The following is a 13624-nucleotide window of genomic DNA, read 5'->3' on the forward strand; positions in this document are numbered from 1 at the left end:
AGCCATCATGACGGTCGCCGGCCCCTGGCCCTAGTATGGGTCGGCGCGAGTGAGGGGATGCCATGGTGACATCGGGGCCGGTGGTGATCGGTCTGGACAACGGCGGGACCATGAACAACGCGACGGTGCTGGACGCGTCCGGGGCGTTCGTGGTCGACCGGCTGGTCGAGACGCCCAGTCTGGTGCGGGAGGGCCCGGCGGTCGCGGTGGACGCGCTGGTCCGGGCGACGGACAACATTCTGGAGCTGACCGGCATAGCCCGGGACCAGGTGCTCGCCGTCGGGTTGGACACGCCGGGGCCGGCGAGCGCGGACGGGGTCATCTCGTCGAAAGGGTCGACCAACTTCGCCAACGCGCAGTGGCGCGGGTACGACTTCCGCGGTGCGCTGCAGGAGCGGTTGGGCATCCCGGTGGTGTACAACAACGACGGCAACGCGGCCGCCCTGTACGCGCACTTCGTCTACTTCGGCGCCGACGCGGCGAGAAACTCGTCGATCTCGGCGATCATCGGTACCGGGCTGGGCGGCGGGGTGATCGAGTCGGGTCAGGTGGTCCGCGGCGCGGCCGGCATGGCGGGCGAGCTGGGCCACGTCACCATCCCGATGGACGGGCTGCTGGAGGACGGCCAGCCCATGCCCGACTGCAACTGCGGCCTGTCCGGCGACGCGGAGAGCGTCGCGTCGCTGACCGGCATCGAAAAGAACCTGCTGCCGTACTGGTTGACCCGCTTCCCGGGGCACACCCTGGCGGAGGTGCCCGGCGGCAAGGCGGCCAAGCTGGTCCGGGGCCACGGCGAGGACGGCGACGACCTGGCCATGAAGATCTTCGAGCAGCAGGCGATGGCGCTGGGCCGGCTGTTCAACATCGCCGCGAACTTCACCGACCCGGGCGCGTACTTCGTCGGCGGCGGGGTGGTGGAGGCCAAGCCGCACTTCCGGCAGTGGTTCCTGGACACCGTGCGCGCCAACACGGCGCTGCGCGACGAGCAGCGCGAGGTGGCGGCGTTCGCGCTGGTACCGGACCTGGACATGGCCGGCGCGCGGGGCGCGGCGCTGGCCGCACTGGAGACCATGTCGGTGGCGTGAGCCGCCCGGGGCGCGCGGCCGGAGCCGGGGCGCGGCGGAGGGGAGCTCTCCCACCGGGCTTTCCGCGCCGGCCGGCGGCGCCTCGGTGATCCGTTAGGTTGGTTGGTGACGCGGAAGCATCATCATCCGGCGCGCGGTGAGGAGCCACGGTGGATATCGACCTCGGCCCGGTGGGCATCTGGAGTCCCTCGTTCGTCTGGTCCGGCGACGGCCCCGGGCGCGAGCAGCAGCGCCGGGAGGCCGCCGTCGAGCTGGACGAGCTCGGGTACGGCGCGCTGTGGCTGGGTAACGCCGCCGGCGACCTGGGGCTGGTCGAGGAGCTGCTGGCGGCCACCCGGCGCATCGTGCTGGCCACCGGGATCATCAACATCTGGGCGTACCCGGCCGCCGACGTGGCGGCCAGCCTGCACCGGGTGGCGCAGCGCTACCCGGGCCGGGTCCTGCTGGGCCTGGGCGCCAGCCACGCGCCGGCCGTGGAGCGGCTGGGCCGGGATTACCAGCGCCCGCTGTCCGAACTGGCGCACTACCTGGATGGGCTGGACGCCGCGTCCGACCCGGTGCCGGCCGACGGGCGGGTGCTCGCCGCGCTCGGGCCGAGGGCGCTCGAGCTGGCCGCCCGGCGCAGCGCCGGCGCCCACCCGTACCTGACCGGCCCGGCGCACACCGAGCTGGCCCGGCGGGTGCTGGGCTCGGGTCCGCTGCTGGCCCCGGAGCAGAAGGTGGTGCTGGAGCCCGACCGGGCCGCGGCCCGTGCGATCGCCCGCAACCACCTGTCCTACTACCTGGTACTGCCGAACTACGCGCAGAACTTCAAGCGGTTCGGCTTCACCGACGAGGACCTGTCCGGCGGCGGCAGCGACCGGCTGGTCGACGCGCTCTACGCGTACGGCATCGACGGCCCGGACGGAGTGCTCGCCCGGGTTGGCGAGCATCGGGAGGCCGGGGCCGACCACGTGTGCGTCCAGGTGGTGACCCCGGACGTGGACTCGGCGGCCCGCACCGGCGGGCTCGCCCGGAACCAGTGGCGGGAGCTGGCCGCCGCGCTCGTCTGATCCGCCGCCCGCCTCCGCGCGCCGACCGCCGGCGGCATCCGGTGTCGCAGGACGGCCCCCTCGGCGGGGTTTGACCTCGAATGCCGGGGTAACCCCGAGCGCAGGGGCATCTCGGCGGACGCCGGCCCGCCGGTCGGGCGCGGCGCGAGGAGGAAGCGGACGTGGGCGAGCGAATCACGCGGGCGGGCACGCCGGCCGGGCACCCCGGCCCCTCGGCGGGCGGAGCGGTCGCATGAGTAGTGGACCATGGGACCCGGGCAGCGCGGACCCGAGCTCCTGGGACGAGTTCTTCAGCAGGTTCTTCGGCTCCGGCCCGAACCGCCGGCCCGTCCACCGGGTGGACATCAACCGGCTGATGAGTGGCCCGGCCCGGCAACTGGTGATCGACGCGGCCCGCCGCGCGGTGGAGAGCGGCAGCCCGGACCTGGACACCGACCACCTGCTGTGGGCGGCCCTGAGCCGGGACCAGCTGTGCGACCTGCTGCGTAAGGCGGGGGCCGACCCGGAGGCGCTGCGCAGCGAGCTGGACCGGCGCATCCAGGCCAGGGACGGGCGCGGCGACCGGGGCCGGGAGGACCGCGCCGGGCGGGACGAGCCGCCCGAGGTGACCCAGACGCCGAGCGAGATCCCCGCCGAGCACCCCTCCGGCAAGCCCGCCGGGCAGCTGGCGCTCACCCCGGCGACCAAGCGGGCGTTCCTCGAGGCCCATCAGATCTCCCGGGCCACCGGCTCGTCGTACATCGGGCCGGAGCACCTGCTCACGGCGCTGGCGCTCAACCCCGAGTCGACCGCGGGCGGGCTGCTGTCGGGCGCCCGGGTGGCGCCGCAGTCCCTGCTGTCCGCCTCCGAACGAGGCACTCCCGCGCCCACTCCGGCCACGCCGTCCACGCCGCCGCCGAGCCGTACCCCCACCGTGGACCAGTTCGGCCAGGATCTGACCGAACTCGCCAGGGAGGGCCGGATCGACCCGGTGGTCGGTCGGGGCGACGAGATCGAGCAGACCATCGAGATCCTGTCCCGGCGGACCAAGAACAATCCCGTGCTGATCGGGGAGGCCGGGGTCGGCAAGACGGCGATCGTCGAGGGCATCGCCCAGCGGGTGGCCGACGGGGACGTGCCGCGCACCCTGGAGGGCAAGCGGGTCATCCAGCTCGACCTGGTCGGCATGGTCGCCGGCACCCGGTACCGGGGTGACTTCGAGGAGCGGATCAAGCGGGTGATCGACGAGATCCGGGACAGCGGCGATGGACTGATCGTCTTCCTGGACGAGCTGCACACGGTGGTGGGCGCCGGCGGGGGTGGCGAGGGCGGCATGGACGCCAGCAACATCCTGAAGCCGGCCCTGGCCCGGGGCGAGCTGCACGTGATCGGGGCGACCACGCTGGACGAGTACCGGCGCAACATCGAGAAGGACGCGGCACTGGCCCGGCGCTTCCAGCCGATCATGGTGCCCGAGCCCACCGTGCCGGACACCATCGCCATCCTGCAGGGCCTGCGCGACCGGTACGAGGCGCACCACCAGGTGCGCTTCGCCGACGAGGCGCTGGTGGCCGCGGCCGAGCTGGCCGACCGGTACGTCACCGACCGGTTCATGCCGGACAAGGCGATCGACCTGATCGACCAGTCCGGTGCCCGGGTGCGGCTGCGGGTCAAGACGCCGGCCGCCGACGTGCGCGAGCTGGAGCGCCGGCTCGAGCAGCTGAACCGGGACAAGGACCAGGCGGTCTCCGACGAGCAGTACGAGCGGGCGTCGGCGCTGCGCGACGAGATCGCCCAGGCGCAGCAGGCCATCTCGGAGGCCACCGGCGGCGGGCCGGCGGTACCGGAGGTGTCCGCCGCGGACGTCGCCGAGGTGGTGTCCCGGCAGACCGGCATTCCGGTCCGGCAGCTCACCGAGGAGGAGCGGGAGCGGCTGCTGCGCCTGGAGAGCCAGCTGCACGAGCGGGTGGTCGGCCAGAACGAGGCGGTCCAGGTGGTGTCCGAGGCGGTGCGGCGCTCCCGGGCCGGCATCGGCGACCCGGACCGCCCGATCGGCAGCTTCCTGTTCCTCGGGCCGACCGGGGTGGGCAAGACCGAGCTGGCCCGGGCGCTGGCCGAGACGCTCTTCGGCGACCAGGACCGGATGGTGCGCTTGGACATGAGCGAGTTCCAGGAGCGGCACACGGTCAGCCGGCTGGTGGGCGCCCCGCCCGGCTACGTGGGGTACGAGGAGGCCGGCCAGCTCACCGAGCTGGTGCGGCGCCGCCCGTACTCCGTGGTGCTGCTGGACGAGATCGAGAAGGCGCACCCGGACGTGTTCAACATCCTGCTGCAGGTGCTCGACGACGGCCGGCTGACCGACAGCCAGGGCCGCACGGTGAGCTTCCGGAACACGGTCCTGATCATGACCAGCAACCTCGGCTCGGAGTTGATCGTCGGGCGGCGCCAGCCGCTGGGCTTCGACGGCGGCGCTACCGGCGAGGGCGGCGCGGACGACCCCGGGGTGCGCGACCAGCTCATGCGTCGGCTGCAGGAGGAGTTCCGGCCGGAGTTCCTCAACCGGATCGACGAAGTGATCATCTTCCAGCGCCTGGAGATGGAGCAGCTGCGCGAGATCACCCACCTGTTGCTCGGCCACACCCAGCGACGGCTGCACGCGCAGGGCATCACCGTGGAGGTCACCGACGGGGCCATCGACTGGCTGGCCGAGCACGGATACCAGCCCGAGTTCGGTGCCCGGCCGATGCGCCGGCTGATCCAGCGCGAGATCGACAACCACCTGTCCAGCATGATGCTCGACGGCCGGCTGGGCGCCGGGCAGCGGGTCACCGTGGACGTCTCCGAGAGCACGCTGCGCTTCGACATCGACCAGGCGCCCGGGCAGGCCGACGCCGCCAAACGGGAGCCGGCCGGCGCCAACCGGTGACCGGGTGCCGAGGATCGGGGACGCCGGAGATCGGGGACGCAGGGATCGCGAACGCCGGGATCGGGGACGCCGGGAGATCGGGGACGCCGATCAGGGATGCCGGGGACCGGGCCGGGGAGGACAGCCGGAAACGGAGGGAGAGCAGGATGAGGGAGCACGGCAGGGACGCCGAACGGGAGCCCGCCGGACGCCCCGCGCAGGTGGCGGGGGACCAGGACGAGACGTACGACGAGGACAAGAGCGGCTGGGCCGACGAGGCGTCGACCGCCCGCAGCGCCAGCGATCCACGCCGCAAGGCGCCGCACGACAAGTCCGGGACGCCGACCACCGAGAGCCTGCGTGAGTGAGCCGGGCCTCCGGGAGTGAGCCGGAGCCCGCGGAAGTGAGCCAGGGCCTGCGGAAGTGTGCGGGGCCCCGGAAGTGAGCCGGAGCCCGGAAGTGAGCTGGTGCCCCGGAGGCCGGGCCCGCGGGAGCGACCTCCCGTCGGCCCGGACCGCGATCGGGGTCAGCCGTCGGCCAGGCGGCCGAGGATGACCTCGTCCTCGAAGCGGCCGTCGACCCAGGCCGCCCCGTGCAGGACGCCCTCGCGTTCGAAGCCGTTGCGCAGCGCCGCCGCGATCATCGCCGTGTTGTCGGCGAGGGTCTCGATCTGCAGGCGGTGCAGCCCCCGGATCCGGAAGCCGTACGCGCACAGCACCCGTACCACGTCCGCGCTCAGGCCCTGGCCGCGGAACCTGGGCCGCAGCGAGATGCCCAGGTGCGCGCTGCGGTTGTGGGTGTCGATGCCCCACAACACCGCCTCGCCGACCAGTTCGCCGCCGCCCTCGGGTTCTCCGCCGCCCTCGGGTTCGCCGCCGCCCTCGGGCGCGGTGTCGGTCTCCGTTCCGGTGTCGGTCTCCGTTCCGGCGTCGGTCTCGCTCGCCGGGCCGCCCTCGCTCGCGGCGCCGCCCCCGCTCGCCGGGCCGGCCTCGGCGCCGGCCGGTTCGCGGGGCAGGAGCACCACGGAGAACGGCGCGGCGCCGGAGGACGCCTCGGCGATCGCGTACGGCGCTCCGGGCGCGGTGGGCGGGATCGGCTGCCACGGCCTCCCGTCCGACCTCGCGTGGGTGAGCACGTCTTCATAGAGTTCGGCGTACAGGATCGGAATGTCGGCCTCGCGCCGGGCGCGCAGTGCCACCTTTTCGCCACGCAGCATGGGTAGCGTTCCTACCGGATCAGGCCCGGCCGGATCAACCGAGATTCCCGGTTATGCGGTTGGGGGCCAGGTCGGACCCACCGGGCCGTAATGGGCGTAAGGGAAGCCGTCCGGATGGTCCACATCGTCGGTACCGCTGCGCCACACTCTCGAGAGCGTGGCCAGGCCGATCAGGGAGACGCCGACCAGCGCGGCGATCGACAGCGTGGTGAACAGGATCGTCTGCGATGCGGTCGACGACGGCAGGTACCCGACGCGCAGCAGCCGCACCTGCCGATCGCTGCCGGTGAGCAGGAACGTCACCAGCACCGCCAGGTCGTGTGAGCCGTCCCAGAACGCGTGCAGCAGCGACACCCACAGGTAGGCCAGCACCAGCCGGGCGGTCAGCCAGCGCCCCCGGGCCGCCCCGTGGAACAGCACGCCGCCGAGGATCGCCGTCCACAGCCCGTGCCCGACCGGCGCGACGACACTGCGCAGCAGCTCGGTCTGTACCAGGGCGGACAGCGACAGCCCGCGCACGGTCAGCGTGGCGTTGAACGCGTACCCGGCGGTCTCGAGCGCGGCGAAGCCGAAGCCGACGGCGGCGCCCAGTACCACTCCGTCGCGCGTGTGCCGCCGGGTCATGTGCCGGGTGATCAGGAGCAGGGCGACGAGCTTGACCCCCTCCTCGATCAGCCCGACGCCCCCGAACAGCCACGGCGAGGGGTGCAGCAGGTAGGTCTCCAGCAGCGAGGCGGCCAGGATGCCGAGCACCCCGCCGACCACGAACGCCCGGACCACCAGTTCCGTGGTCACGTGCTCGTCGCGCCATCGTTGCAGCGCCCAGGTGACGAAGGAGACCGGCACCAGGAAGCTGCCCAGCAGCACCAGCGTGGGTACCAGCACGGGGTTCCTGGTCAGCAGCGTCACCACGACCGTGGCCAGCCACAGCAGCAGGCCGACGACGAAGACCCGCTTCCAGTTCCAGGTCGGCCGGGGCTGGATGGGCAGGGCGGGCTGCTGCACGCGGTTGGTCCCCTTCGTGACGCGAGCGGGCACTACCCGGCCCGGTTACCCGGCCAGGCGGGCCTCATGCCCCCGGGCCCGCGGGCTTCACCAGGGGCGCCGGTGTCGGTGGTGCGCCCGCCCGGCTTTCCGTAGGGGGGTGCCCGGCCGGAGGGGCGGTGGGCCGCGGGTTACTGTGCCCGCATGCGGATCAACGACCGCGTTGCCCTGGTCACCGGCGCGTCCTCGGGAATCGGCCGGGCCACCGCGATCCGGCTGGCCCAACTCGGCGCGCGGGTCATCCTGCACGGCCGGGACGAGCAGGCGCTGGCCAGCCTCGCCGAGAGCGTGGACGGGGTGGTGCTGCGGGGGGAGCTGGCGGCGGCGCCGGAGCAGGTCGAGCGGATCGCGCGGGAGGCCGTCCAGGCGTACGGCCGGGTCGACATTCTGATCAACAATGCGGGCGCCGGCTGGGCCGGCCCGTTCGGCGAAATGACCGGCGAGGACCTGGAGCGGCTGGTATCGGTGAACCTCTCCGCGCCGCTGCGGCTGACCCGCGCCCTGCTGCCCGGCATGCTGGAGCGCGGCGCCGGTTACCTCATGTTCGTCACGTCGATCGCCGGCCGTACCGGGGTGGCCGGCGAAGCGGTGTACTCGGCGACAAAGTCCGGCCTGGACGCCTTCGCCGAGAGCCTGCGCTTCGAGCTGCGGGGCAGCGGCGTCGGGGTCGGGGTGCTGGTGCCGGGCGTGGTGGACACCCGGTTCTTCGATCGCCGCGGCCAGCCGTACCAGCGCCAGCGGCCCCGTCCGCTGCCGCCCGGGCCGGTCGCCGAGGCGATGGTGCGGGCGATCGTCGCCGGCCGGGCCGAGGCGTACGCGCCCCGCTGGCTGCGGCTGCCGGTGGCGGTGCGCGGCGCGCTGCCCGGCGTGTACCGGGGACTCGCCGGCCGGTTCGGCGGTAGCTGAGCCGGCCTCCGGCGGTAGTCGAGCCGGCCTCCGGCGGCAGCCGAGCCGGCCTCCGGCGGTAGTCGAGCCGGCCTCCGGCGGCAGCCGAGCCGGCCTCCGGCGGTAGTCGAGCCGGCCTTCGGAGGGAGCCCGGGGCGGCCGCCGGCGCGGATCTCCGCCGCTCGGGTGAGCGGAGGCGGGCTCGGCCTGACGGCGGCGAGCTCGATCGCCGTGTGAGACGATCGATGCGTCCGGTCATCTAGCCTCCCGGGAACCGTCGTGCCTCTCGCTGTCGGCCTCGGCCTCCTGGCGGCGTTCCTCTTCGCCGCGTCGGCATCGCTGCAGCAGCATGCCGCGCACGGGGCCGAGTACGCGCCGCAGTCGCAGCGCGGTCGGCGCGGCCGGCCGGCGGTGATCCTCTCCCTGCTGCGCCTCGTCCGGTCGCTGGTCCGCAACCGGCTGTGGCTGTTCGGTTGGACGACCAACCTGGTCGGCTTCCTGATCCAGGCCGCCGCGCTGCATTTCGGCTCGGTGGCGCTGGTCCAGCCGCTGCTGGTGACCCAGTTGTTCTTCGCGCTGCCGATGGCCTCGGCCTGGTGCCGGCGCTGGCCGCAGCGGCGGGACTGGCTCGCGGCCCTGGCCATCTGTGGCGGCCTGGTGGTGTTTCTGGCCGTCCGGGGGGTGGCGCCATCGCAAGGTGCGCCCGACCGCCGGCTGGTCCTGGTGTCCGGCTTCACCCTCTTGATCATCATTGGCCTGCTGATGCTGGCCTCGACCGGACGCCGCCCGCCGGTGCACGCGACCGTGATCGCGGTGGCGGCCGGGCTGTGCTTCGCGTTCAGTGCCGTGTTGATGAAGTTGACCACCGACGATCTCATTCACCGGGGCGTCGGCGCGACTGCCCGGGACTGGCCTGGGTATGGGTTAGCCGTGTCCACCTTGACCGGGTTGGTCCTTGAACAGGGTGCCTTCGCCGCGGGCTCGCTGCCGGCGGCGGTGGCCGCGATGACGATTACCAACCCTCTGGCCAGCTATGTGCTGGGGGTGCTAGCGTTCCACGTCACGCTGCCGACCAGTCCCGGCGCAGTGGCCGGGCTGGCCGGAGCGGGAGTCCTGCTCTTCGTCGGTGCGGTGGGGTTGGCACACTCGCCGATTGTCCGTCCCGGCGGGTCCAGGGATCCTGGTCATACCTCGGGGGTAGCCAACCCCTCGCCGCAGTCCTCTTGCTGAAATCGCCCGACGACCTCATCCAGGACGAGTTATGGCATCCGCTCTACCCGCACGTCGCAGGCTGGCCGCCGAGGAGCCTGAGGTCGTCATCGAGCTTGGCGCCCTGCGGCCGGCGCTCCTGCGGGCCGGCCGGATGTTCCTGGAGACCGCGGCCATTCCGACGTTCCTGCTGTTCATCCTGCTGCACGCGGTCGGGCTCGTGGCCGGCCTGGTCGCCGTGCTGGGCTGGTGCGTGCTGACCGTCAGCGTCCGGTGGTTCCTCGGGCACCGGCTGCCCGGCACGCTGGTGCTGTGCGCCGGCCTGCTGTGTGCCCGCGCCGGCGTGGCCTTGGTCCTGTCCAGTGCCCTGATATATCTGCTGCAGCCGGTGGCCGGCTCGATCGTGATGGCCACCCTGTTCCTCGGCAGCGCCGCGTTCGGCCGGCCGATCACCATCAGGCTGGCCCGCGACTTCGTCGCGCTTCCGGCACAGATGTTCCACCACCCCGGGGTGCGCCGGATGTTCACCCAGGTGGCCCTGTTGTGGGGAATCGGCCGGCTGGTCGACGCCGGCATGAGCCTGGGCTTCCTGCACTGGAGCCTGGACGCCGGGCTGCTGTCCCGGGGCGTGTTCAGCGGCCTGCTGACCGCCACCATGATTGTCATCTGTGCCGGCTGGGGCTGGCGCTGCCTGCGCCGCATGCCTGGAATTACGTTACGCCTGCGCGCACCGTTGTCCACCGCCTAAGCTGAGGATCACATACTGGCCAATAATGGCGTGCCGGTCGGGTCCGGGCGCCTATTCGCGTGCTACAAGAACTAAATGACCTCTGCCGCAGTCGATTCCGGCCGCCAGGCCAGCCCCGAGGGAGTCGACCAGGGAGATCCGTCCGCCCACCGCCCGCCGATCTGGCGAGAGCTGATCGTCTTCCTGGCCATCTTCGCGGTGTACAGCGTGGTGGCCAGCCTGGACTGGGACAGCCGGCGGGCCGCGGCCGACCGGCACGGGCGCCAGATCTACAGCCTGGAACGGCTCCTGCACCTGGACATCGAGCCGGCGCTCAACAACTGGCTGACGCCGCATCACCTGTTGCGGATCGCGTTCAACTACGAGTACGCGGCGACCTACATCCTCAGCGCCCTGGCCCTGCTCGTCTGGCTGTACGTGCGGCGCCCGGCGACGTACCGGTGGGCCCGCAACTCGTTCGTGGTGCTCAACGCGCTGGCCCTGATCTGCTTCGGGCTCTACCCGGCCGCGCCGCCCCGGCTGCTGTCCAACCTGGGCTTCGTCGACACGGTGCGCAGCGGGCACACCTGGGGCTCCTGGGGATCCTCGCTGGTCGGGCACGCCAACCAACTGGCCGCCATGCCGTCCCTGCACATCGCCTGGGCGGTCTGGGTGACCGTGGTGCTGGCCGCCATCATCGGGGCCCACTGGGTGCAGGTGCTCAGCACCTTCCACGTGCTGCTCACCGCCCTGGTGATCCTGGCCACCGCCAACCACTACCTGCTCGACGCGATCGGCGGGTGCCTCCTGGTCTGGCTGGCGATGGTCCTGGTCGGCGTGTTCCAGGACCGGCCCGGCCGCTCCGACGGGGTACGGGTGCCGGCGGCCGACTCGTTCTTCCTGCACGTCGAGTCGCCCATCGCCGCCCAGCACGTTGGCGGCCTGGTGATGCTCGCCGGGGTCGGGCCGGCCGGCACCAGCCCGGCGGAGTACCGCGACGGGCTGCGCGCGGTGATCCAGGCCAACCTGTGGCGGCTGCCCCGGTTCCGCCAGCGGCTGTCCTCGCTGTCGCGCTGGCGGCGCCCGCGCTGGCAGCCCCAGCCGGAGCTGGACTGGGACTGGCACGTCCCGCTGTTCGACGTCTCCGGCCCGGACGGGCAGCCGGGCGGCATCGAGGCACTGCACCGGTTCGTCGCCGAGGCCGAGTCCACCGCGCTGCCCAGGGACCGGCCGATGTGGCGGTTCATGGTGGTCGGCGGGGTCGAGGCGGAGCAGTCCGCGGCCGTCCTGGTGATGCACCACGTGGTCGCCGACGGCATCGGCACCGTGGCCCAGGCGATGAACCTGCTGGAGCCGCAGCTGCCGGACGGCCCGCTCGGTCTCACCCGGCGACCTGGCCCGCTGCGCGCCGCGCTGGGCGTCACGGTCGGCTTGGCGCAGCTGGCCACCGACGGCGGGTCGCGGGACCGGCTGCCCACCGGCGGCACCTCCGCCCGCCGGTTCGGCACGGTCGCGCTGCCGCTGTCCACGGTGCGGGCGGTCGCCCGCAAGCACGGCACCCGGGTCAGCGACGTGCTGCTGTCCGGCGTCGCCGGGGCGCTGCGTCGGGTGTGGTCGGCGCCCGGCGACTCCTCGCCCCGGCTGCGGGTGGCGGTGCCGCTGATGGTGCGGGAGCCGGGCAACTCCAGCGAGGGCAACGTCACCGCCGCAGTGATGATGGACGTGCCGCTCGGGCCCATGGCCGAACCGGAGCGGCTGGCCGACGTCGCGCGGCGCAGCCGGCGGCTGCACACCGGTACCCGGGCGCTGGCCTCCCGGTTTGTCATGCGGACCCTGGGCCAGCTGCTCCCGCAGCCGCTGCACGCCTGGTTCGCCCGTACGGTCTACGGCGCCCGGTTCTTCCAGGCGATCGTGTCGAACATGCCCGGCCCGAACCAGCCGTTCCGGATGGCGGGCGCGCCCATGGCCGCCGTGTACCCGATCCTGCCGCTGGCGCCCAGGGCTCCGCTCGCGATCGGCGCCCTGGGCTGGGACGGCATGCTGTACCTCGGGATCAGCGCCGACCCGGCGCTGGTGGACGACGCCGACCTGCTCGGGGAGGCGGTCCGGGCGGTCGTCGAGGACCTGAGCGAGGCGACGGTGCAGCGGTCAGCGCCGCCAGGTGCCCACCTGACCTCCTCCGGCCACACCGGCTGAGCCGGCGGCCTGGGTCGGCGGCTGGTGGCGCGCCGGCGTCTCGGGCGCGGCCCCGCTCGGGATGACCGGGCACCAGGCCAGGGCCAGGGTCAATTTGGCCCTGGCGGACGGGTCGTCCAGCGCGGCCCCGAACAGGTCGTGGAGCTGGCCCATCCGGTAACGCACCGTCTGGGGGTGGATGTGAAGATCGGCGGCGATGGCCTGACGGTCGCCCAGATGCCGCAGCCAGGAGGCCAGCGTGTCGGTCAGCCGCTGGTTGACCGTCGCGGACAGCCCGGCCAGCGGAGCCAGCGCCTGCTCGCGCAGCGCGGTCAGCAGCCGGGGATCCCGGTGCACGATGATCGCGTCCAGGTGCTCGGCGACGAACACCGGGTCCTCCTCCAGCACCCCGGAGCGCTGCAGCGTCGCGGCCACCTCGGCGATGCGCACGCTGGAGGGCAGATGCTCCAGCGGAACGGGGTGACCGATCACCGCGCCCGCCCCGCGCAGCGCGGTGGCCAGCCGCTGGCGCCGGCCCGGCCGGACCGGGTCGGGGACGATGGCGCCGATCAGCGCGCGCCTGCGGATCAGCAGGCAGGAGCTGTCCAGCCGGGACAGCACGGACTGGCCCACCAGGTTCTCCGGGTCGATCAGGATCACCGCCACGTCACGGGGCAGCGGCCAGCCCACCCGGCCGGCGGCGGCCCGCACGGCGGCGCTGTCGGAGCGGTCGGACAGCAGCAGGTCGACCAGCTCGTCGCGCAGCCGCTCGCGGGTGACCGCCGCCTCGGACTGCTCCAGCACGAAGCCCCGGGCCGAGGCGGAGGAGAGCTGGTCGATGAAGACGAACACCGCCTCCGCGAGCGCGGCCAGGGCCTCCGGCGCGACCGCGATCTCCAGCGCGGTGCTGGACACGTGGTGCCAGGCGACCCGGGCGCCGACCTGGTAGGCCGACAGCAGAGTGGTCAGGTCGCGACCCTCCCGCCACTGGATGCGCCCGATCTCCTCGAACAGGGCCACCTGGGCGCCCGCCTCCGGTCCGGCGTCCTCCGCCGGCTGGGTGAGGCCCTGCTCGGCGATCTCCACCAGCCAGTGCATGAACGCCTCGGCGGCGACCGCGACCTCGTCCTGCTCGTCGGCGAGGAAGCGCGCGTAGTCGGGCCACTCCTCGGTGAGTAGCTCGCGGACCTCGCCCAGCAGGCGGGGCAGCCGCTCCACCAGGGCCGGGACCAGCTTGCTCAGGCCGACGTCGGTGGCCGGATCCGCCACGCCCGCAGCGACGCCACCGCCCGCCGCCGGGTCGTCGCTGTCTGTGCTCACCACGTCATGTTCCTGTGCCTCCACGCC

General features: G+C 73.3%; 11 protein-coding genes. 8 read left to right on the top strand and 3 right to left on the bottom strand.

Translation table 11 applies throughout. The features are described from left to right. Positions 1-62: 62 nt before the first annotated feature. From ABEA87_RS29830 to ABEA87_RS29845, 4 genes are all read left to right on the top strand, one after another. Positions 63-1085, top strand: coding sequence for an ROK family protein (locus ABEA87_RS29830; protein WP_345635245.1), 1023 nt, complete (start codon positions 63-65; stop codon positions 1083-1085). A gap of 149 nt (positions 1086-1234) precedes the next feature. Continuing rightward, the gene (locus tag ABEA87_RS29835; RefSeq protein ID WP_345635247.1) at positions 1235-2137 is read left to right on the top strand and encodes an LLM class F420-dependent oxidoreductase; all 903 of its coding nucleotides are present in this window, start codon (positions 1235-1237) and stop codon (positions 2135-2137) included. A 232-nt stretch (positions 2138-2369) separates the two neighbouring features. Then, entirely contained in the window at positions 2370-5042 is a 2673-nt protein-coding gene (locus ABEA87_RS29840; protein WP_345635249.1) for an ATP-dependent Clp protease ATP-binding subunit, read from the top strand. Positions 5043-5188: 146 nt separating this feature from the next. After that, a complete protein-coding gene (locus tag ABEA87_RS29845; RefSeq protein WP_345635251.1) occupies positions 5189-5389 on the top strand; it encodes a hypothetical protein in 201 nt (66 codons plus the stop codon). Between the two features lie 158 nt (positions 5390-5547). On the opposite strand, the gene ABEA87_RS29850 is transcribed toward ABEA87_RS29845, so the two are convergent. Together ABEA87_RS29850 and ABEA87_RS29855 are read right to left on the bottom strand one after the other, a co-directional pair. After that, positions 5548-6237: a GNAT family N-acetyltransferase gene (locus ABEA87_RS29850; RefSeq protein ID WP_345635252.1), complete on the bottom strand. Its 690-nt coding sequence runs from the start codon at positions 6235-6237 to the stop codon at positions 5548-5550. Positions 6238-6288: 51 nt separating this feature from the next. Beyond that, positions 6289-7242, bottom strand: a complete 954-nt coding sequence (locus ABEA87_RS29855) for a PrsW family intramembrane metalloprotease (RefSeq protein ID WP_345635253.1) — start codon at positions 7240-7242, stop codon at positions 6289-6291. A 183-nt stretch (positions 7243-7425) separates the two neighbouring features. On the opposite strand from ABEA87_RS29855, the gene ABEA87_RS29860 reads away from it, so the two are divergent. From ABEA87_RS29860 to ABEA87_RS29875, 4 genes are all read left to right on the top strand, one after another. Then, entirely contained in the window at positions 7426-8187 is a 762-nt protein-coding gene (locus ABEA87_RS29860; RefSeq protein WP_345635255.1) for an SDR family NAD(P)-dependent oxidoreductase, read from the top strand. A 258-nt stretch (positions 8188-8445) separates the two neighbouring features. Continuing rightward, a complete protein-coding gene (locus ABEA87_RS29865; RefSeq protein WP_345635257.1) occupies positions 8446-9396 on the top strand; it encodes a DMT family transporter in 951 nt (316 codons plus the stop codon). 31 nt (positions 9397-9427) lie between these two features. Continuing rightward, positions 9428-10123, top strand: coding sequence for a DUF3159 domain-containing protein (locus tag ABEA87_RS29870; protein WP_345635259.1), 696 nt, complete (start codon positions 9428-9430; stop codon positions 10121-10123). 75 nt (positions 10124-10198) lie between these two features. Further along, positions 10199-12298, top strand: a complete 2100-nt coding sequence (locus ABEA87_RS29875; protein WP_345635261.1) for a bifunctional phosphatase PAP2/O-acyltransferase family protein — start codon at positions 10199-10201, stop codon at positions 12296-12298. On the opposite strand, the gene ABEA87_RS29880 is transcribed toward ABEA87_RS29875, so the two are convergent. Further along, positions 12251-13597: a PucR family transcriptional regulator gene (locus tag ABEA87_RS29880; RefSeq protein WP_345635263.1), complete on the bottom strand. Its 1347-nt coding sequence runs from the start codon at positions 13595-13597 to the stop codon at positions 12251-12253. The genes ABEA87_RS29875 and ABEA87_RS29880 overlap by 48 nt on opposite strands. Positions 13598-13624 lie beyond the last annotated feature (27 nt).

Origin of the sequence: Rugosimonospora acidiphila, from assembly GCF_039543385.1 — a bacterium.
Classification (GTDB): domain Bacteria; phylum Actinomycetota; class Actinomycetes; order Mycobacteriales; family Micromonosporaceae; genus Rugosimonospora; species Rugosimonospora acidiphila.

Excerpts from the sequence above, each read along its gene's own strand:
- ABEA87_RS29830 (WP_345635245.1), top strand. The coding sequence starts at position 63 with ATGGTGACATCGGGGCCGGTGGTGATCGGTCTGGACAACGGCGGGACC.
- ABEA87_RS29840 (WP_345635249.1), top strand. The coding sequence starts at position 2,370 with ATGAGTAGTGGACCATGGGACCCGGGCAGCGCGGACCCGAGCTCCTGG.
- ABEA87_RS29845 (WP_345635251.1), top strand. The coding sequence starts at position 5,189 with ATGAGGGAGCACGGCAGGGACGCCGAACGGGAGCCCGCCGGACGCCCC.
- ABEA87_RS29850 (WP_345635252.1), bottom strand. The coding sequence starts at position 6,237 with ATGCTGCGTGGCGAAAAGGTGGCACTGCGCGCCCGGCGCGAGGCCGAC.
- ABEA87_RS29860 (WP_345635255.1), top strand. The coding sequence starts at position 7,426 with ATGCGGATCAACGACCGCGTTGCCCTGGTCACCGGCGCGTCCTCGGGA.
- ABEA87_RS29870 (WP_345635259.1), top strand. The coding sequence starts at position 9,428 with ATGGCATCCGCTCTACCCGCACGTCGCAGGCTGGCCGCCGAGGAGCCT.
- ABEA87_RS29875 (WP_345635261.1), top strand. The coding sequence starts at position 10,199 with ATGACCTCTGCCGCAGTCGATTCCGGCCGCCAGGCCAGCCCCGAGGGA.